The following is a 19,533-nucleotide window of genomic DNA, read 5'->3' on the forward strand; positions in this document are numbered from 1 at the left end:
GTTATGACTGTTGAATCGATTGCCGATACGCAGTTCGACTCGTCGGAAGCGCATTTGTTTGCCGAGCTATGGCGGGTGGAGCAGCTGGTGCGCGCCGCGGTGGCCGCGCGCGAGGTCGAGATGGCGCCGGACATAGAGCGCATGCGGATTCTGCGTGCGCGCGGGGCGGCGACGCTTTCCGGTGGCGTTGTCGATACACTGCTCGCCGACAGTTTGCTGTGGCGCGAGGATCCGCCGGAGCTGCAGGAAATGCGCGAACAGGTGGAGAAGCTGCGGCGGGAAAATGCGGGCTCGGCGCGGGCGGGGGAGGTGGTGGGTATCCGCCTGCGGCTGGCAGAGTTGACGCGCTTCTGTGAGCTCACCGCCCAAGATGTCGATCTCCTATTGCTGTCGCTGCTGCCCACCATCGACCGCCGTTTTATCGATCTGCTCGGCTACCTGGAGCCCCACTATCGCGGCGCCTGGCTGACGCTGGATCTGGCCGAGCGGCTGCTGGAGCCGAATGATGTAGAGCGCGGACAGCTGCGGCGGCGGCTGGCAGCGCAGGCGCCGCTGCGGCGCCACCATCTGCTGCGCGTATACAGCGGTCGCGCCGGTGAGCGCTGTCCGGCACCGCGACTGCAGTTGCAACCGGACCCGCGTGTGGTCGCCTTCCTGCTCGGGGAGGATACGCCGGACGAACGCATCGTGCCTTTTGTGCGGCTGTCGAACGCGGCGCGCGATCCGGGCGACCTGTTCTTTCCGACAGAGCGCTTTGCCGCGCTGCGCAATTTCCTGTGTACACAGCAGGCGCAGGGCCCGGGTGCCATCGTGCACCTGACCGGGCCGGCCGGAGTGGGCAAGGAGACGCTGGCGACGACCCTGGTGGCGCAACTGGGGCGGCCGCTGCTGGTGGTGGAGCGCGGCCTGCTGGCGCAGGCGGAGCCGGCACTGCCGTTGATCATTCTGCGCGAGGCAATGATGCAGCGCGCCACCCTCTACTGGGAGGGGCTGGACGACTGGCTGGACGGACGCAATCCGGCGCTGCAGCAGGCGGTGCAGAGTGCCTTGTCCTGCGGCGGCCAGTGGCTGTTTTCGGCCGGCCGCGACGACTGGCAGCATCACTGCTCCGTCGGATGTCGGTCCATCGTCGAGATCGCCATGTCACTGCCGCGCGCTGGGCAACTGGCGCAGTGCTGGCGCGAGGCAGTGGCGCCGCTCAAGCCGATCGACCCGGACCTGGACCTGGAATCCTTCACTGCAACGGTGCGGCTGGCGCCGGGCACCATCGCGGCGGCGGGGCCGGCGGCAGCCGCGATGTCGAAGCTGCACGAGCCCGGAGAGGCGTTCGTCTCGCGGCGTATGCTGCTGGCGGCGGCGCGCCAGCTGCACAGCGGCGGCTTGTCCGCACTGGCTAAACGGGTCCAGGCGAAACCTGGCTGGGACGACCTGGTACTGCCAGAGGCGCGCAAGGAAACCCTGCGGGATCTCGGCCACCACGTGCGCTACCGGCACAAGGTGATGGCGCAGTGGGGCTTCGAGCAGAAATTAATGCTGGGCCGCGGGGTCAGCGCGCTCTTTTCCGGGCCGCCCGGCACCGGCAAGACCATGGCGGCCGCGGTCCTGGCCGCGGAACTGGGGCTCGATCTCTACCAGGTCGACCTGTCGCAGGTGGTCAGCAAGTATATCGGCGAGACAGAGAAACACCTGGGGCGCCTGTTCGATGATGCCGAAGCCAACAGCGCCATCCTGTTTTTCGATGAAGCCGACGCCCTGTTCGGCAAGCGCACCGAGGTCAGTGATTCCCACGACCGTTACGCCAACCTGGAAACCAGCTATCTGCTGCAGCGCATCGACGAGTACGAAGGGCTGGTGATCCTGGCCACCAACCTGCCCAAGAATATGGACGAGGCCTTTGCCAGACGCCTGCGCTTTATCGTGCCCTTCGCCTTGCCCGACCGAACCCAGCGCCTGGCCATCTGGCAGCGCCTGCTGCCGCCGCAAACCCCGTGCGCGGGGGATATTGATCTGGAACTGTTGGCCGACGGCATCCAGTTGTCCGGCGGTTACCTGCGCAACATAGCCCTGTCCGCCGCTTATCTCGCCGCTGCCGAGGACACGGCCGTCGCCATGCGCCACCTGTCGGCGGCGACGCAACGGGAGTATTCCAAGATAGGGCGGGTGTTTGATGCCGATGAAATGGATTCGATTTTCCGCGACCAGCGGGAGTCTACTTTAGGAGATGCGTGAACATGCCGGACTATGAACTGTTTAGTCAGTTAGAAGACCTCGGGCCGGAAATGGCGAGCCTGGCAGAATCGGCTGAATGGAGGGCAGGCGTAGATGATTTCGGGCAGGAAATGGAGGACCTGGGAGAACCGGCTGAATGGGGGGCAGGAATAGATGACCTCGGACGGGAAATGGAGGGCCTGGGAGAAGAAATGAGACAGATGGAATGGGCCCCTACCGAGACTGAAGAGGCTGAGAGGAACGATGAGCACCAGCCGTTAGCACCAGCCGTTCCGTTTAAAAGGCAGGAAGTCTTTGTCAATACATACAAGACGCTCGTGGAGCATGGGCCTTTTGCCATCCTGTTTGAGCCGGGCAGCTCATACAGCGTCAATGCGTCCATCAAACTCGGTGCCGACGTTATTGCGACGGCATTCACCGCCGCTGCACACGGCATTCCGGTGCCAAGTGGACTTCTCGCCAGTGTAACCCCCGAGCTCCAGCTGCAAATCAAAGGCACGCTCTCGGCCACGGACACAGGCAAAACCGCCGCAAATCTAAAGCTGAATCTGACCGGTGGCGCTAGTACCGGTATTGGCGCTAATGCCATAGCCAGCGCCAAGGCGTGGGCAGGCGGGGGCCTGTCAATCACAGGGCGTTTCACCAACCCCTATGCTTTTGCCGCCTACTTTACTGCAAAGATAATGAAGTTGCTTTCACCTTTTGCCGGGAGCAGGTACAGGAAGCGGGAAAAGGAGGATGACCTCGAAGCGTATAAATGGATTCGTGAGCAGGCCAAGAAGCGGAGAACGAACGTCGTGGGCATTCCGTTCGGCGGCGGGGCGGAGGCCAAGGTGCTTAGCCTATTTGGCGCCGGTGCGGACGTGTCGTTTGAACCAAGGTTATTCATGAGAAAGAGAAATGTCCCGGACACCTACCAACGCACCGGGAGCAAAATGCATGAGTTCAAGATTGGCGGTACGGCAGACGCCTCAGCCCACATCGACCTCGGAGCGCTTGATGGGTGGGTAACGCTGACGATCGTGCATAACGATGCCAATCCGGACAATGACGGAGCTTACCTCTCTGTAGAACTGAGCGGTGCCGCTGCTGCCGCGCTCGAGCTGGTGCAGGCTGTGCCGGAGCAACTGGCCGACCTCACGGTCTCCTTGGGCGAGGGTGATACCATGGAACTCTTGAAGAGCCTTCTTGGCTTGACCCTGACGACGACAATCAGCAGGGCAAAGATGCCTGTCGGTATAAACGCCGGCGGCACTTACAATAAAAGCGTGACGCTGATGTGGTACAAGAGCGGTAAGCTGAAGGATCTGACAAGGGGAGCATCACCCTTCAGGCTGCAGTATGCGCGCACCACCAAAGAGATCGGCGCCGAGGCGGGAGTCAGCGACATCCCGATATCTCCTGTCACACTGGGTGCCACCCTGGGAGGGGCCGTCAGGAGTACCAGAAAGGAGGAGCTGGGGCATCATACGATTTCTTACCTGCAGGCTCGGTACCAGGGATTCAAGGGGTATGAGCGGCCTCCCTGGTTGGACGAACAGACGCCTGGGGAACATTCCTGGCAAAGCTGGGCGGTTAAGCACCAGGCGGACTTGGTGAAGATGATGGAGTCCGACAATGTTTCTCGGGAGCTGGAGGATGTGGCGGCGGGCCTGGTCCCCCATAAGGGGCAGCCCATTGTGCATAAGCTGCGAGAAGCACGTAGGAACAGAGATCATCCTGGGTGGCTGTCTGCAGTAGAGGCACTCTTCGATCTGGAGGCGGAACGTCGCAAGGGTGTGGAGGGCGTGTCCGAAGGCTGGCACAAAATCGCAACTCCCGCAGATATTTGGAGAGCTGGAGTGCCTAAGAGAGAAGCGAGAGCAATGATAAAATGGGTAACCGGAGAGGTTTCACCGGGTCCTATTCCTGACAATGCCCGATTGGGCGGACAGCTTAAGGAATTACCGAAGAGCGTAGAAGAAGTAGAGTCGAACATAGAGAGATACCAAGCTGACATGCAAGCCAAGCGGGACAGACAGCAGCATTTTTTTCGGAGCTGGCGTCAGCGGACCCTTTTGTAAAGGAAGTAGCGTTGGCGTAAGGGGCGCGTTGAGGATTTAACTAACCTGGACTGGTATGCCAGGCCCCCGTGGCGGAAACCCAAGGGGGGGTGCGCTCCGGCGGCCGCTATTTCAATTCGACCAGCTGTTGCAGCAGCGGGAAGTAGAGTGCGCAGCGGATATTGCGCTCGTCGCGGGCGTAAAAGAGCTTGCGGTAGTTCTCCAACTGCCCGCGGTACTTTTCCAGCTGCGCGACAGTAAAGTCCTCCTGGCTTTCGCCGGCGCCGGGTTCGGCAGTCTTGTAGTCCACGATCCAGCGGCTGCCGTCACCATCTATAAAAGTGCGGTCGACGATAGAGCGGCGCAGCTGGCGGCCGCCGCTGTGGAGTTCCAGTTCGCAGGCGGACTCCAGGTGGCTGTTGTCCAGCAGCCAGCGGCCGGTTTTGCAGTTGAGGGCGTTGGTGACGGCCTGCTCGACCTTTTCCCGCGCCTTTTCCACGCCGCTGCCGTAGAGCCCGAGCTGGCCCAGGCGCAGTTGCCACAGGGGGCGTTGTTGCTGGATCCGCTCGAAATTCCATTCCTTGAGGTTCGATTCCGCAATGGTGGCGAGGGTCTCGTGGGCGACGGTGCCAGCGTGGCGCAGCCAGCGCAGGGCTACCTGGCCCAACTCTTTGGGAATGTTAGGAGGTAAATTCGCTTCGTCGTCTTCCCGCGCCCGATAGTCGGGCATGCGGTACTGGGCCAGCCATTCCTGCTTTGGCATGGCCGGCGCCTGCCATTGTTGCGGCAGGCGCAGCAGGTAGTCGCGGTCGCCAATTACCTGTTCGGTTTCCTGTCCGCTCTCCGGCGCTTCCAGCCAGTGACACCAGTCGCTCGCCTCGTCCTGCGTGATCGACGGCCAGATGCCGGCGAGCAGGGCGGCAGTGCCGGGAGACTTGAGGTCGCCCTTCTTATCATCGCGCTTGACGCAGGCCAGCAGGTGCAGGGAGCGGATGGCGCGGGTGCAGCCGACGTACAGCAGGCGGGTGCCTTCCAGGCGCTCGCGCTCGCTGTTGTCGTGTTTCAAATAGTCGAACAGTGGGTCGCTGTCGCCGCGGGCGTTTTTCGGGGCCAGCAGGAAGCGGGGCTCGCCGTCGCGATTCAGCCACTCGGCCCAGCGCAGCAGCTGGTCGCCACCGGGCTTGCCGCCCTGGTCAAGGCCGGGAATCAGTACATGCTCGAATTCCAGGCCCTTGGATTTGTGGATGGTCATCACCTGCACGCCGGCGTCCCGGCCGGGGCGGGCGAAGAGTTTTTCCAGCGCGTTGTAGAACTGCTGCCAGTCGGCGATGGCGCCGCCACAGTCGAAGCGTTCCAACAGCTGGAAGAAGTCCTGCATATTGTCGAGATCGTTTTTGTCCGCGACGGTGGCCGGGCCACCGAGGGCGAGCCACAGGCCTTCGATCCAGGCGCGCAGCGGTTTGCGCCCGCGTTGCTGCAGGGCTTTCAAAAGTGGGCTGGCGACCTTTTCAAGCCGCGCGTGGCCGTCTTCGCTTAGCAAAGGGATATCGTCGACTTCCCGCAGAGCCAGTAATAGTGGGCGCGCGCTGGTATCTGTCGCCGGTATATCACCATTGTTCCAGTTGGCCAGCGTATAGAGGTCCGGCAATTGCAGTCCGCACCAGGGCGCGCGCAGCAGCGCCAGCCAACTGATGCGGTCGCTGGGGTCGAGCAGGGCGCGGGTCAGGCTGAGCAGGTCCAGCACTACCATCTTGCTGGCCAGCGGTGCCAGGTCCGGCGCCTGGAAGGCAATGCCGGCGGCGCTCAGGGCCGGCAGTATTTTTCCCAGGTGTTTTTTCTTGCGCACCAGAATTGCGATGCGGCCGCTCGGGTCCTTGGCTTGCAGATCCCTGACCAGCTCCACCGCCTGCTGCGCCTCGCGGCCGCGTTCCTCGTCGTCCATACAGCCGTAGAAATTCACCGCCGGTCCCGGCCATTTGACGCCCTTGAAGGCGTGGGAATTGAGATAGCGCACGGCGCCGCGGCCAATATTGTCCTCGGCCGGGAAGGCCTTTTGGAAAGTCTCATTGACCCATTCGACCACCGCGCCCTCGGAGCGGAAGTTCACCTGCAGGTCCAATGGTGTCAGGGCTACCTCGCCGATACCGCGGGCGCGGGCATCGAGGAAAATCCCCACATTGGCATTGCGGAAACCGTAACAGGACTGCATGCCGTCGCCGACGATAAACAGGGTGCGGCCGTCGTCCGGTTCCCAGCCGGCGGTGAGTTTTTCCAGCAGCTGCAGTTGCATCTGCGACGTGTCCTGGAATTCGTCGACGAGGATGTGCCTGGTCTGAATATCCATCTTCAGCGCCAGGTCGGTGGGCTCGTCGCTGTTGCCCAGCGCCACCAGCGCGGCCTGGGCCACTTCGGTGTAGTCGGTAGCGCCCAGCTGCTGGAAAACCAGTTTCAGTTCCGCGACCAGTTTTGGCAGCACCTGTGCCAGCGACTGCAGCAGTTGCCACTGGCCCTGCTGCAGGCCCGAGGGCAGTTTGCGTACCTCGTTGATCGCGGCGAGCAGGGATTCGTTGCCGCCCAGTTCCGCCAGCAGGTCCTTGATGCGCGCCTTGTATTCGTTGGCCTGCGCCGTTTCCGGATCCTTCTTGTCGACCGCCGGAAAACCCACGCGCTTGTCGACGGCCTTGCGGAGTTCGCCCTTGCCGGTCACCAGCAGCTCGGTCAGCGCCAGCCACTGGGGCAGGGCGCTGTTGTCCGCTTCCGGTAGTGCATCCAGGTCGGCGCAGGCGCAGAGCGGGTGGTCTGGTTTTTCTTTCTGCAGATTTTTGCCCGCGTAGCCGGCCAGTTCAACCAGTTCGCCGGCATAGCCCTGTAAATACCCCGCGAGCACTTCCAGGTTTTCCGCCACCAGTTCGTCGATGGCGAAGTGGAAATAATCCTGTGCGCCCTCATGGCCGACGTTGAGCAGCGGGCCCAGCCACTGCTCGCGTTTTTCCTGCAGTATCTGCAGCAGCTTGTTCAGCTGGCCCAGGTCGTTGTCCAGGTGCAGCAGCAGTTCCTGCAGGTCGCCGTCCGGATTCTCGCCGTCCAGGTATTTGAGCAGGTTGACCACCGCCGTTTCGAAGGCGACCTGCGTCTGCTCCAGCGGCTCCCCCGGCGCGCCCAGGCCGCTCTCGATCGGCAGCTGGCTGGCGAGGCTGCGACAGAGACCGTCGATGGTCTGGATGCGCAGCCGCTGCGGCATCTGCAACAGCTGCCAGTTCAATTCTGCATCGCGCGCCAGTAGTTTGCTGGCCAGGTCCCAGGTGATGGCATCGTGCGGGTTTTCCGGGCGCTCGGTATCGCGCGCATTGTGCAGCGCCTCGATCAAGCGCTCGCGCATTTCCCCGGCGGCCTTGCGGGTAAAGGTGATCGCCAGCACTTCTTCGGGCTGCTGGCAGGCGGCCAGCAGTTTCAGCACCCGCTGGGTCAGCAGGCCTGTCTTGCCGGAGCCGGCGGGGGCGGAGACGGCGAAGCTCCGGCTGATATCCAGGGCGCGGCTGCGGGCATCGGCGTCTACCGGTGTGTGTACGGGATTCATTACTGCTTCTGTCATTCTGCTGCCTGCTCCCGTTCCGGCCAGCGGTTCAGCGGCCAGAGTTCGCTGTTGTTATCCGCCGGGCGATCGAATGTCAAAGTAGCGACGCCGCTGCGATATTCGCCGGCCAGCAGTTGCAGGCCGCGCTGCCAGTGTTCGCTAAGCTCCTGCCAGGTTGCGTAAGGGGAGTCCTTCTGGGTATCCGCGACTGCCCTGATGCCCTTGACCGTTTGTTCCAGTTCGCCGCAGCCGCTCCATTTGCAGTCGCCGTAGCGCACCTGGCCAAAGGCGATGGCGCTGGCCTTGGGCTGGAAGAGGGCGTAGAGCGGCAGTTGGGGTTCGCGGATGCGCTCGCCGAGCCAGTCGTTGATGCTGGTCTGGCCTGTCTTGTAGTCGATCACCAGCTGCTCGCCGCCGGCGAGCTGGTCGAGGCGGTCGAGGCGCAGGTTGAAATTGAGTCCGCCGATTTCCACCTGCTGTTCCCACTCTATTTTTTCCACCGCGAAGGCGGGGCGCTCCGCTTCCAGTTGCAGCCACTGTTCCAGCAGACGCAGCAGGCGCTGCTGTTCCATGGCCCAGAAACCGGCGGGCAGGTGGCCGTGTTTCTTGCGCACATTGCGCAGGGAATTTTCCACGGCGCTTTCAATAGTCTGCCGGCGAATTTCTTCGCCCATGGACTGCAGGTGCGCTACGTCGCCGCACTGCTGCCAGAATTCCGCCAGCACCTGGTGGACGATATTGCCGCGCTCGGCGGGGCTGAGGCCGATATCCGGCTGCATAAAGCCGCTGGCGCCGAGGCGGTAGCGCAGCTGGGCGTTCAGCGGGCACAGGGCCTGGGCCTTGAGCACCGAGGCGCCGCCGCGCACCCGCTCGCAGTCAGCTGGGGCCAGAGGTGGCAATTGGGTGTCGGCAACTTTTTCCAGCTCGGTGGCGTTTGCCAGTTGCGCGCAATGATCGCGCAGGGCGTCTGCCTCTATCGCTGCAACCGCTTCCGGACTGCCGAACAGGCTGCTGAGGCCCTGTTGCACGCCGTCCTCCTCGCTCGCGTAGCTGACGACGATATCGGTGCTGGCATTGAGCAGGTCGTCGGTCAGTTCGCGGGCCAGTTCCAGTTCCCGCTCGGCGCTGGCGCGGGGCATTTTCCAGTGCTTCTGCCACTGGATCGGCAGCAGTGGGTTGGGGTCCGGTGCGGTGGGCCACTGCTGCTGGCCGAAGCCCACCAGGTGCAGGTGGTCGAAGGCGAGACCGCCGGCCTCCAGTACGCCGAGAATCTGCAGCGGGCCGTCGCGGGTCTCCGCCTGGAAAGGGGTGCGGCTGGCGATCTGGCGCAGCTGCTGCAGCGCCTGGGTCAGGGTCAGGCTGCCGGCGAATTCGGACAGGGCGGCGAGACTTTCCAGCGCGCTCTCCCAGTGCAGCAGCTGCTGGTATTCCTGGCTGTCCGGGTTGCGGCTGCCGGGCCAACCGAGGGTGGCGAGCACTTCGGAGAAGCGCGCGGCCCAGACCTCCGCCGGGGCGCGCTGCCAACGGCGCTGGCGGTCGCCGATCTGTTCCAGTTGGTGCGGCAGCTGCGGCGCTTCCAGGTTCAGGGCCTCGGCGGTGCGCTCGGCCCAGTAGCGCAGGGTGGCGCCGTCGATACGGCGCAGTTCCAGTTTCTGCAGGCGGCGGAAGAGGGCACTTCTCAGCCAGGATTCCTCCCCCTGGTCCCAGAAGGGGCTGAACAGCAGGTTGCGCAGCTGGGAGTAGTCCCATTCGTCCTGCAGCAGTTCCAGCAGTTGCAGTGCGCCGCCGCCGATCGGTGTCTGCGCAAGCGGCGTGCCGGCGGAGAAGTTGAACGGGAGCGTGTAACGGCGCTGTCCGGGATCCAGGAACTGGGGTTCCAGAGTCCGGGCGAAGATGGTCTCCACCTGGGCGCGGCACTGGCCGAGGTTGTTGACGACTATGCCGACGCTGGCGCCGGGATCCCGCTCCAGTTTCTGCGCGGCCCAGCGGGCGGCCTGGTAGAGCTCTTCCTCCAGGTTCTGGCAGGGGGCGCTGCGGACTTCCGCGGCGCGCCTGACGGCCGGGCGCTCGACTACCTTGAGCGCGGCGGCCCGGATGATTGCGTCGGCCAGAGGGGAAATCTGCGCGAATCCGGCGGTCTCTATTTGTGGCAGCTCCTCAATAGTGCGTTCCCTGAAGGCGCGCAGTAGTAGCTGGTCGCGCTGGTCCGGGGTGATCGCGTTGTGGGTGTGCAGTTGGTGGGCGAAGGCGCGGATCATTGCAAACAGCGGGAATTCGTCTCTGTTCAGTGTCAGCGCGAACTGTTCCAGCAGCGGCTCCACCGCAGCATCGAGATTGTCGATATCCGTGACCAGCTGCCACTGCAGCAGCTGCGCCAGGGCGCTGTCGGCGTCGCGGCACAGTTGCTGGCTGTTCAGCAGCTGGCGCTCCAGGGCCTCGTCCAGGGCGTGCTGCCACAGCAGCTGGCGCTGTTCGCGGTTCAGTACCTGCTTCATGGCCGGTTTCCAGCCGCACTGCTGTAGCTGGAACCAGAGCTTGTCGAGCCAGCCGGACAGGGATTCCACCGGCGGCGGCGCCCAGCAGCTGCCGGCCTCCTGCTGCGCGGCGTAGACCTGCTGGCAGCGGTTGCGCAAGCGGTTGTTCGGGGTCAGCAGCAGGCCTCCCGGGGGGAGTTGCGCGAGAATTTCCAGGGCGGGGAATGCCGGTTGCAGCATAAGGTGTTTCGTTCGAGTTGAAAGAGGTAACGGTCGCGGTTTGCGGCTGACGTGTCAACAAGTAGGGTGCGCCGTGTGCACCGGGGAGTGGTGCGCACGGTGAACCCTACGGGGGAGGGGCCGAAGCCGGATCGAACTCCGCAAAAGCACCGGCAATGCGGCCGTCGCTGTCAGGGGCACTGGTCAGTAACAGGCTCCGGCCAGGAGTTTCGGTCATCTTCAACTTCAGCTCCCCCAGCCACCAGCGCACCCGCCGTGCTATGGCCTCGCCGGAATCCAGCCATTGGATAGGCCGCGGTGCGAAGCGGTCCAGCTCCTCGCGCAACAGGGGGAAGTGGGTACAGGCCAGAACGGCGATATCCACCAGATCGCCGCCGGCGGTGTGGAAGATGCGCGCCAGCACAGGCTCCAGGTCCTCGGCGGTGACCGTCTCGCCGCGCAGCTTGGCCTCGGCCAGGTGCACCAGTTCCGGCGCCGGTACGTTGATCACGCGGTTGCCGTTGGCGAACTGCTCTATCAGGTCGCGGGTGTAGTTGCGGTTGACGGTGCCCTCGGTGGCGATCAGGGCGATGGTACGAGTCCGCGTAGCCGCGGCGGCGGGCTTGACGGCCGGCACTACGCCGACTACCGGCTGGTTCAGCACCTCCCGTAGTTGCGGCAGGGCCAGGGTGCTGGCGGTGTTGCAGCCGACCACCAGGATATCGGCCCCGCTGCGGGCCATCATGGCGCCGGCCTGCGCGACGATGCGCGGGCGCAGTTCCTCCTCGCTCCGGGTGCCGTAGGGGTAGAAGCCGTTGTCGATGCCGAAGTGCAGCGTCAGGCCCGGCAGCAGGCGGCGTATCTCCCGCGCTATGCTGATGGCGCCCACGCCCGAATCGAAGACCAGCGCGCTGGGGTGCTTGCTGTTAGAATGTGCGGCTTCCGTCATTGGTTCGCAAGTAGATCTCGACTACAAATCCAGTCAAAGAAGAATACCCCAAATCCCATGCAATTGTTTCCCCTGCAGCTGACTCACGAATACGCCCTTCTGGCCGCCGCTGTCCTGCTGATCCTGTTGTCCCTGGCTGCCTGGCTGGCAAGGGCGGGTATACAGCGAAGACTCGCGCAGGCGGCAGCGGAGCTGCAGGGCGCCGGGGCGGAACTGAAGATAGTGGAGGCGCGTCTGGACGCCAGTCGTGAGCGCGAAGCCCAGCTGTCCGCCGAGGTCCAGAGCCTGCGCACGGAGCTTGCCGACAAGTTGCAGCGCTTGACCCGCAGCCAGGTGCTGGTGGAGAAGAGCGAGGCGGCCCTGGCGGAACAGCGCCAGCAGCTGGAACAGACCCGCAAGGCGATGGCCGAGCAGTTCGAGAACCTGGCCAACCGCATCTTCGAGGAGAAGCAGCAGGCCTTCACGCGCCGCAGCGAGGACAGCCTGCGCAAGAGCCTGGATCCACTGGAGCGCCAGCTGGGCGATTTCCGCAAACGGGTTGAGCATGTCTACGATCGCGAGAACGCCGAGCGCAACAGCCTGCTGGGGCAAATCAAGGCGTTGCGGGAACAGACCCAGCGTATCAGCGACGAGGCCCTGAACCTGACTTCGGCCCTGAAGGGCGACCGCAAAATCCAGGGCAACTGGGGCGAGGTGGTGCTGGAGCGGCTGCTGGAGGAATCCGGCCTGGTCAAGGGCCGCGAGTACGAGACGCAGGTGACCATTACCCAGGATGGTCGTCGCCGCCAGCCGGACGTGATAGTGCGCCTGCCGGAGAGCAAGGACCTGATCATCGATGCCAAGGTGTCGCTGGTGGACTACGAGCGCTACAGTGCCGCCGAGACCGACGAGGAGCGCACCCAGGCGCTGAAGCAGCATGTGAATTCCCTGCGCGCCCATATCACGGGCCTGAACAAGAAGGCCTACGAACAGCTCGAGGGCGTGCGCACCCTGGATTTCGTCTTTATCTTCGTGCCCATCGAGGCCGCCTATATGCTGGCGATGCAGGCGGACCCGGAGCTGTTCCGCTTCGCCTACGAGAAGCAGATAGTGCTGGTGAGCCCCACCAGCCTGATGGCGACCCTGCGCACCGTGGAGAATATCTGGCGCTACGAGAAGCAGAACAAGAACGCGGAGAAGATCGCCGAGGAGGCGGGCAAGCTGCACGACCAGTTCGCGATGGTGCTGGAGTCCCTAGACGACCTGGGCGGGCGCCTGCGCCAGGCGGAGGAGGCCTACCAGCAGACCTATAAGCGCCTGGCCACCGGTCGTGGCAACGCGGTCAAGCGCATCGACAGCCTGCGCAAGCTGGGGGCCAAGACCCGCAAGCAGATAGCCGCGGACCTGCGCGAGCGGGCGGAGTCGGCCGGGCAGAAATCCCTGCCGGAACCGGCACCAGGTACGGAAGCCGAAACAGAAACTGCGGCCGAATAATAGCCGATGGAGACCTTTGCCTTTGCGCTTTCGGTCACCGGGCCGATTTTCCTGACGCTGATTATCGGCTACTGGCTGGCGAGGGTAGGCCTGCTGCGGGAGGCGTTTGTCGACGACGCCTCGCGACTGGTATTTATGATTACCCTGCCGGTGCTGCTGTTTACCAAGATCTTTACCGCCGAGGCCGAGCTGGGACAGGAGCTGCCGCTGCTGGCGGCGGGGTTACTGGGGACTGTGGTGACCATTCCACTGGCCTGGCTGGCGGCGCAGCCACTGGCGCGCGGTGACCGCAGCGCCTTTATCCAGGGGGCCTTTCGCGGCAACCTGGGTATTATCGGTCTCGCCTGGGCGGCCAATGCCTATGGCAGCAGCGGCCTGGCGCAGGCAGCGCTGCTGATGGCGGTGGTGACGATTCTGTACAATCTGGCCGCGGTAACGCTCTTCGCCGTCTACAGCCAGGAAGTCAGGTTCAGCTGGGGCAAGCTGGCGAAGGATATAGCGCAGAACCCGCTGATCATCGGCATAGTGCTGGCGCTGCTCTGCCGGGAGATCGATCTGCAGCTGCCCGCCATAGTGTTACAGACCGGTGACTACCTGGCCTCGATCACACTGCCGTTGGCGCTGTTGTGTATCGGCGCCAGCCTCGATTTCAGCCTGTTGCGCCGCAGCTCCCTGGCCGCCTTCAGCGCGGTCGGATTCAAGCTGCTGCTGGTGCCGGCCATACTGCTGGCTTTTGGCTGGGCCTTCCGCTTGCAGGCGCAGGCCATGGGGGTATTGCTGCTGCTCGCCTCTGCGCCCAGCGCGACAGTTTCCTTTATCATGGCGCGCGCCATGGGCGGCAACAGCCGGCTTGCGGCCAACATCGTCGCGCTCAGCACGCTGCTTTCCATCATTACCGCCAGTCTCGGGCTGGCGCTGTTAGGGGTATTCTACTGATGACCGTATTTCCGACCTGGCTGCTGGTGGTGGCCGCGCTGATCGTATTTGCGCTGGCCGTGGTGGCCGGCTACTACCTGCGCAAGCTGAATGTCGCACAGAAGCAGCAGGCACAACAGCTGGCAGAGCTGGAGCAGGCCGCGGCGGACCAGCGCCAGCGGGTCAACGACAGTATCCAGATTATTGCCCGCACCCTGCTGGATGACGGCGTCGGCCTGACCGAAGCCTCGATCCGTATTCGCGTATTGCTGGATGCCTTGCAGGTGGGGCAGGATGTGCGCGACGAGTTTGTAGCCTTCTATCAGGTTGCAGAGAAGACCAGCCATATTCCGATTCTGCAGGACTGGAAAAAGCTGCCTCGCAAGAAGCAGTTCCAGTTTGAGGTGGAGATGGCCAGGATCGAGGAGGAGTACAAGGATTTCGCGTTGGATGCGGCGCAGCGGATCCTCGGCCGATCCTTCTGATTCGTCACACCGGCGGAGGCCGGTGTCCAGATTCGTGGCACCTGGATTCCGGTACCGGATCAAGTCCGGCACAGGCTCTGCGCCGGAATGACGACAGCGGGGTTATTTGCGAACCAACAAAATTCCCGACTCGGTGTGATCCGTATAGGGAAACTGATCAAACAGCGCAAACCGCTCCACCCGGTGTGTCTTGCTCAACTCCTCCAGGTTCTCCAGCTGCGTCTCCGGGTTGCAGGAGATATACAGAATCCGCGGAAAGCGCGCCACCATAGCGCAGGTGTCTGCGTCCAGGCCGGCGCGTGGCGGATCCACCAGCACTGTGGAAAAGTCGTAGCTGTCCAGGTCAATATCCTTCAAGCGCCGGAAGGGGCGCACCTTGTCGATGGCCTGGGTGAACTCCTCGCTCGACAGGCGCACTATATTCAGGTTGCTCACGCCATTCGCGCGGATATTTTCCTGGGCCGCATTGACCGACACCTTGGATATTTCCGTCGCCAGCACCTTGTCGAAATGCTCGCACAGCGGAATGGTGAAATTGCCGTTGCCGCAGTAGAGCTCGAGCAGGTCACCCTCGCTGCCCTCGCACACATCCTTGGCCCAACGGATCATCGAGCGGCAGATTTCTCCGTTGGGCTGGGTGAAGCTGCCTTCCACCTGCTTGTAGCTATAGGTCCTGTCGCCAATCTGCAGCTGCTCCGTTACGTAGTCCCGCTCCAGCACCACTTTCTGCTTGCGCGAGCGGCCCAGGATCGGGAAGCCGAGTTTGTCCTGTAGTGCGCGGGCTTCCGCCTCCCAGGCCTCGTCCAGCTTCTTGTGGTAGATCAGTGTGATTAGTGCATCATTGCTCAGGGTGGTCAGGAATTCCGTCGAGAAGAGGCGCTTTCTCAGCAATTCGCTTGCGTTCACCGCCTCCAGCACTTTGGGCATCAGGTCGTTGATCAGTTCGGCGCCGACTGTGAACTCCTTGATCACAAACGGCTTCTTGTATTCGCCCTGGCGGTACATGGCGTAATCGACGCGGCCTCCCTCCTGCCACATTTTAAACTCGGCGCGCAATCGGTAGTGGATCGGCGGCGATGGGAAAAGCTCGGGTTCCAGGTCGGTATAGTCGCTGTAGGCCGCGCGCAGGCGCTCCGCCTTCTGCCGGAGCTGTTCGCTGTAGTCGTCGGTGTTTACGCGGTGTAGTGCCATATTAGAATGCAGTGGTGTCTGGATAAGAGCGGGCGCATATTGTAATGGAAAGCCCGTTTTACGGGAAAGGGTGGAATCTCTATGGCGATCGGTGAGATTGGAATACTAGTGCACGGCCAGGGACTGCACGAATTTACTGACCAGGTAGCCGGCTGGCTGGCCGGGCAGGGCGTGGATGAGGGGCTCTGCACCCTGTTTATCCAGCACACCTCTGCCAGCCTGCTGATCCAGGAGAACGCCGACCCCAGCGCGCGGGTGGATCTGGAGAACTGGCTGAACCGGCTGGTGCCTGAAAATGACGCCCTCTATACGCACACTTTGGAAGGACCGGACGATATGCCGGCGCATATCAAGACGGCGCTGACGGCGACCAGCCTTTCAGTGCCGGTACAGGGCGGGCGGCTGATGCTGGGGACCTGGCAGGGAATCTATCTATAGAACTTCGGTGAAATTCCCGCCTGGGGCGTCGGAAGGATTGCGCGTCACGCTACCTACTTACATCTGACGGTAAATGACGCGATAAGTCTCTTTTTCTTGCATCAAACTGAACAACAGATACGACCCCTGAATGGCAGTTACCCCCGTGAATCTTGGATTCCACCTCAAGCTGGATCTAAAGCTCGTTATGCAAAGCTACTCTGGTGATGAGTGGCCTTCGACTATGAAATAGGCCCCCACTCAAGCTCGAGTAGCAAGAGATAGGCATCAAATCCAAGAAGAGATGTAATCCTTCTTGCCATTTGTTGTATGCACTTGATCTTAGATGGACAAAATCATCTTTCGGGAAGAACTTGAAACCTACCAGTGAGGTACAAGACTATATTAGATGCAATGTGGCGTTGCGGGTTAGTTCACGGATAAGAGGTTCTTTACATCAGAATGAAATCTCTGTCTGTTTTTTGATCAACAGCCTTATTGTTGAGGAGCTAGGGGTAGTTGTCACAGAGCGCATCGATTCAGAAAAATCGATGCCAAAGTCGTTTTGAATACATGGATACTTCTACCTGAAGGAAGGGCAATGGAAAGTTCTCAAATCTCAGTCGCAATTCTTGTTATGCGAGAGGCTTCTGCGTCCACTATATATGGCATGCACGACTTGTTTAAGTCTGCCAATAGGGATTGGCAAAAAATGCTCAATCGTGGTTCAGGAAAGGAGTCGATATACCCAATTCTGGTTTCAAATGATGGGCTGCCTCTCAGCGTTGATAGTGGCGTAAACATCGTTCCAGATACTTCCCTTGAAAAATGCCCAGAGGTGGAAGTAATTTGCATACCAGACGTCATGCCTTCACCCCGAGAGTTTGGCTCGGAACTGTTCAGCGAGGTACTACTAGACTGGTTGAGAAAACGCTACAGCAAAGGAGCAATTATTGCCGCTTCTTGTTCCGGACCAATGTTACTAGCGGAAGCGGGCTTGCTCGATGGGTTTGACGCTACCGTCCATTGGGCCTGGTGCGGAATGATGAGAAACCGCTATCCAAAGATAACTGTGCAAGAAGATCGGTCTTTAGTAATAAGTGGAAGTGAACAAAGGTTAATTATGGGGGGAGCTGGGACATCATGGATGGATGTAGCCCTTTATGTGATCGCTCGAACCATCAATATGGAGGTGGCTATACAGGTTGCGAGAGTGTGGCTGATTGATTGGCATTCAATCGGTCAACAGCCTTTTGCGTGCCTGTCAAAAACCCAGAAAGTTGAGGATGGACTAGTGGCACGATGTCAGATGTGGATAGAAGAGAATTACACAATCGCGAATCCAGTACTGGCGATGGTTCAACTATCAGGGCTTTCTGAAAAAAACTTTGAGGACCGTTTTAGTATGGCAACCGGGATGGCTCCAATTGAGTATGTTAATGCGTTGAGATTAGAGGAGGCAAAGCGCTTGTTGGAGAGCAGCGAATTATCTGTCGAAAACATCACGAACGAGGTCGGGTATGATGATTTGAACTTCTTTAACAGTTATTTCACACGTAAAGTCCAAATGAGCCCTGAGCAATACCGAAAACACTTTGGTCTAGTGCGCAAACTTATTGCGAAGGAAATTACGTCGCTACCAAGTGACGCCGATTTCACTTAAAAGTCATGTTTGCTTCAATATCGATTGGAGAATTACCTCAGATAATCCTTACGAAAGAAGGACTTCAACTGCAGCCGAAATAGGATCAGAATGGAACATGGATGTATGACTTAATATTTCACGCCAAGCCTAAGGTATATGGAGTCACATATTTTCTAATGATTCCAGTTTTTGGTATTATATTTTACTTTATTCCTAAATCTATAGGCGAGGATTCCACATTAATTATGTGCTTATATTTTAGCGCAGTAACAATAACAACGCTGGGTTACGGAGATATAGCACCAGCAAGTGACATTGGGAGAATCTTGGCATCTTCAGAAGCAGTCTTGGGTGTAGCGTTAATAGGACTGTTTTTGAATGCACTATCTAGATCCAGGGCCGAATCCTATAGGCGCGAGGAAATCCGAAAGAAGAAAGATGCTTATTTGGAAGGTCAAATTGCTAAACTAGTGGGGCACTACAATCTGATTCATCCACTCGCTGAAAAATATAGACAGTCAGTTATCCAAGTTACGAGTCCTCTGGAGAAAAGAAAGGATAACTATAATCCTGACTTTACGTTGAGTGACATGAGAGACTTGTATAGATCTTCAATGTTGATTACGCAAGATTATCACGAGCCAGCAATAAAATACTATTTTTCTAGCTTAGAACTATTAAATAATGAAATTTCTGATCTTATAAAAAACGTTGATCTTCGATTGTTTCCTGCTCTAGAAAATAATTCTTTGGAGTTTGTCAAATCTGTACATTACTTTGATTTCTCTGACGCAATTTTAGGGGCTGTAAAATCAAGGCTGGGAGAGAAAAAAATGACGGTAGTCGTTTCTGAAATGCTCGAAAGGTATAAGGGAGAAGTGCGCAGTTTAGAATCAAGTCTTATTAACGGGTATATCTCTCTCTATCACCAGATCAAATTATTGATGCGCCTTATTGATTCCATTGAGGGTGAAATTAATGATGTCATAGGTGATTAGAATTCCATGACATTTTTATTGATACTTTTTTTAGCGTTACGCAAGCATCTACTTATTTCAGAATATTCTAAGTTTATAGAATATCACCAAAGGGAGGTAAGTCTCGGTTTCAGAACCTAAGTATTTCGCGCTTCCAGCATCAGGGTATCCAGTTTGGCGAGGTGTCATAAGACCTTAATGATCACTGTCACGATAGTGACTTTGAGAAGTGAGGCTCCTGCCCACCTATTTTTCGCAGAGTTTTAGCTCTACTTCATATGAAGCGTATTTTAGATAGCATGTCCAAGTCCGATTGCTTGTGTAAAAAGATATGCTGAGCAGCATAAATTAATGGTGTAAATGTACTGGCGAAAGCGAGGTGCCGAAGTGCGCTATCTTTTTCCAGAGAAGGAAATACGATGAGCCGTAATTCGATTGTAGTTTATGTCCTTCTAGCCATAGCCATAAGCTGGGCTATCCAAATACCCACGATTATGATCTTTGGACTCGGCAGCGATGTTACCAGCGCTGTGTTCCTACTCGTAATGTGGACGCCATCGTTGCTTGCGCTAATTTTCATCGCTCGCAACCCAGAAGTCCGAAACCAAGTTTTGTGGCGGCTTGGGAAGGTAGTGTATTTGCCTTTAGGTATTGTGGTGCAGATGGCCATTGGTTTAGGCGTGGTTGGGATTTTGGTGTCTGCCGGGATTGCGACTTCAGGTTGGTTCACCTTTCAGTTGAGCGGCGTTGAGGTTGCCGGAGGGCCGTGGTTGCTTGGTCAGGGCTTCCAAGCCTGGCCTCACTATGTACTCAATATCATCGTTACAAGTATAGTTTTTTCTATCTTCAACTTATTAACCCGGCAATAGTATATTTCGCTCACGCTGCATAGCGGATTTTCTCGTGTTTGAAATATTTTCTGACCCGCTCTGGGCTCTTTTGC

The 19,533-nt window shown here is 59.5% G+C and carries 13 protein-coding genes; 9 read left to right on the forward strand and 4 right to left on the reverse strand.

Translation table 11 applies throughout. The features are described 5' to 3' along the window. Window positions 1-3 precede the first annotated feature (3 nt). Window positions 4-2,229 (forward strand): ATP-binding protein, encoded by a 2,226-nt coding sequence (locus IG627_RS14410; protein ID WP_193193075.1) that lies wholly within the window; start codon window positions 4-6, stop codon window positions 2,227-2,229. Between the two features lie 2 nt (window positions 2,230-2,231). Beyond that, complete coding sequence (locus IG627_RS14415) at window positions 2,232-4,292, forward strand: hypothetical protein (protein WP_193193076.1); 2,061 nt, start codon at window positions 2,232-2,234, stop codon at window positions 4,290-4,292. Window positions 4,293-4,398: 106 nt separating this feature from the next. Here IG627_RS14415 and IG627_RS14420 read toward each other — a convergent pair whose 3' ends face one another. The 3 genes from IG627_RS14420 to murI form a co-directional block, all read right to left on the reverse strand. Next, the gene (locus IG627_RS14420; protein ID WP_193193077.1) at window positions 4,399-7,863 is read right to left on the reverse strand and encodes a UvrD-helicase domain-containing protein; all 3,465 of its coding nucleotides are present in this window, start codon (window positions 7,861-7,863) and stop codon (window positions 4,399-4,401) included. Beyond that, window positions 7,860-10,559 carry a PD-(D/E)XK nuclease family protein gene (locus IG627_RS14425; protein ID WP_193193078.1) on the reverse strand — a complete coding sequence of 900 codons (2,700 nt, stop codon included), beginning with the start codon at window positions 10,557-10,559 and terminating at the stop codon, window positions 7,860-7,862. The genes IG627_RS14420 and IG627_RS14425 overlap by 4 nt, the downstream gene beginning before the upstream one ends. A gap of 106 nt (window positions 10,560-10,665) precedes the next feature. After that, complete coding sequence (murI, locus tag IG627_RS14430) at window positions 10,666-11,487, reverse strand: glutamate racemase (RefSeq protein ID WP_193193079.1); 822 nt, start codon at window positions 11,485-11,487, stop codon at window positions 10,666-10,668. A gap of 57 nt (window positions 11,488-11,544) precedes the next feature. Here murI and rmuC point away from each other — a divergent pair, with 57 nt between their 5' ends. From rmuC to IG627_RS14445, 3 genes are read left to right on the forward strand one after another with little or no spacing between them, the layout of a single operon-like run. Then, window positions 11,545-12,960, forward strand: a complete 1,416-nt coding sequence (gene rmuC / locus IG627_RS14435; RefSeq protein ID WP_193193080.1) for a DNA recombination protein RmuC — start codon at window positions 11,545-11,547, stop codon at window positions 12,958-12,960. 6 nt (window positions 12,961-12,966) lie between these two features. Next, a complete protein-coding gene (locus IG627_RS14440; protein ID WP_193193081.1) occupies window positions 12,967-13,896 on the forward strand; it encodes an AEC family transporter in 930 nt (309 codons plus the stop codon). Continuing rightward, entirely contained in the window at window positions 13,896-14,360 is a 465-nt protein-coding gene (locus IG627_RS14445) for a DUF2489 domain-containing protein (protein WP_193193082.1), read from the forward strand. The genes IG627_RS14440 and IG627_RS14445 overlap by 1 nt, the downstream gene beginning before the upstream one ends. Before the next feature lie 102 nt (window positions 14,361-14,462). Here IG627_RS14445 and trmA read toward each other — a convergent pair whose 3' ends face one another. Continuing rightward, on the reverse strand, window positions 14,463-15,551 hold the full coding sequence (gene trmA, locus IG627_RS14450; RefSeq protein WP_193193083.1) for a tRNA (uridine(54)-C5)-methyltransferase TrmA: 1,089 nt from the start codon (window positions 15,549-15,551) through the stop codon (window positions 14,463-14,465). A gap of 81 nt (window positions 15,552-15,632) precedes the next feature. Here trmA and IG627_RS14455 point away from each other — a divergent pair, with 81 nt between their 5' ends. From IG627_RS14455 to IG627_RS14470, 4 genes are all read left to right on the forward strand, one after another. Further along, on the forward strand, window positions 15,633-15,989 hold the full coding sequence (locus IG627_RS14455) for a secondary thiamine-phosphate synthase enzyme YjbQ (RefSeq protein WP_193193084.1): 357 nt from the start codon (window positions 15,633-15,635) through the stop codon (window positions 15,987-15,989). 580 nt (window positions 15,990-16,569) lie between these two features. Next, window positions 16,570-17,631 (forward strand): GlxA family transcriptional regulator, encoded by a 1,062-nt coding sequence (locus IG627_RS14460; protein ID WP_193193085.1) that lies wholly within the window; start codon window positions 16,570-16,572, stop codon window positions 17,629-17,631. 101 nt (window positions 17,632-17,732) lie between these two features. After that, entirely contained in the window at window positions 17,733-18,611 is an 879-nt protein-coding gene (locus IG627_RS14465; RefSeq protein ID WP_193193086.1) for a potassium channel family protein, read from the forward strand. Window positions 18,612-19,009: 398 nt separating this feature from the next. Next, window positions 19,010-19,459 carry a hypothetical protein gene (locus IG627_RS14470; RefSeq protein ID WP_193193087.1) on the forward strand — a complete coding sequence of 150 codons (450 nt, stop codon included), beginning with the start codon at window positions 19,010-19,012 and terminating at the stop codon, window positions 19,457-19,459. The last annotated feature ends 74 nt before the right edge of the window (window positions 19,460-19,533 follow it).

It is taken from the genome of Microbulbifer taiwanensis, from assembly GCF_014904815.1.
In the GTDB taxonomy this organism is placed as follows: domain Bacteria; phylum Pseudomonadota; class Gammaproteobacteria; order Pseudomonadales; family Cellvibrionaceae; genus Microbulbifer; species Microbulbifer taiwanensis.

What these genes read in the sequence shown, in the direction of transcription:
- IG627_RS14410 (WP_193193075.1), top strand. Translation starts at nt 4, where the DNA reads ATGACTGTTGAATCGATTGCCGATACGCAGTTCGACTCGTCGGAAGCG.
- IG627_RS14415 (WP_193193076.1), top strand. Translation starts at nt 2,232, where the DNA reads ATGCCGGACTATGAACTGTTTAGTCAGTTAGAAGACCTCGGGCCGGAA.
- IG627_RS14420 (WP_193193077.1), bottom strand. Translation starts at nt 7,863, where the DNA reads ATGACAGAAGCAGTAATGAATCCCGTACACACACCGGTAGACGCCGAT.
- IG627_RS14425 (WP_193193078.1), bottom strand. Translation starts at nt 10,559, where the DNA reads ATGCTGCAACCGGCATTCCCCGCCCTGGAAATTCTCGCGCAACTCCCC.
- murI (WP_193193079.1), bottom strand. Translation starts at nt 11,487, where the DNA reads ATGACGGAAGCCGCACATTCTAACAGCAAGCACCCCAGCGCGCTGGTC.
- rmuC (WP_193193080.1), top strand. Translation starts at nt 11,545, where the DNA reads ATGCAATTGTTTCCCCTGCAGCTGACTCACGAATACGCCCTTCTGGCC.
- IG627_RS14440 (WP_193193081.1), top strand. Translation starts at nt 12,967, where the DNA reads ATGGAGACCTTTGCCTTTGCGCTTTCGGTCACCGGGCCGATTTTCCTG.
- IG627_RS14445 (WP_193193082.1), top strand. Translation starts at nt 13,896, where the DNA reads ATGACCGTATTTCCGACCTGGCTGCTGGTGGTGGCCGCGCTGATCGTA.
- trmA (WP_193193083.1), bottom strand. Translation starts at nt 15,551, where the DNA reads ATGGCACTACACCGCGTAAACACCGACGACTACAGCGAACAGCTCCGG.
- IG627_RS14455 (WP_193193084.1), top strand. Translation starts at nt 15,633, where the DNA reads ATGGCGATCGGTGAGATTGGAATACTAGTGCACGGCCAGGGACTGCAC.
- IG627_RS14460 (WP_193193085.1), top strand. Translation starts at nt 16,570, where the DNA reads ATGGAAAGTTCTCAAATCTCAGTCGCAATTCTTGTTATGCGAGAGGCT.
- IG627_RS14465 (WP_193193086.1), top strand. Translation starts at nt 17,733, where the DNA reads ATGTATGACTTAATATTTCACGCCAAGCCTAAGGTATATGGAGTCACA.
- IG627_RS14470 (WP_193193087.1), top strand. Translation starts at nt 19,010, where the DNA reads ATGAGCCGTAATTCGATTGTAGTTTATGTCCTTCTAGCCATAGCCATA.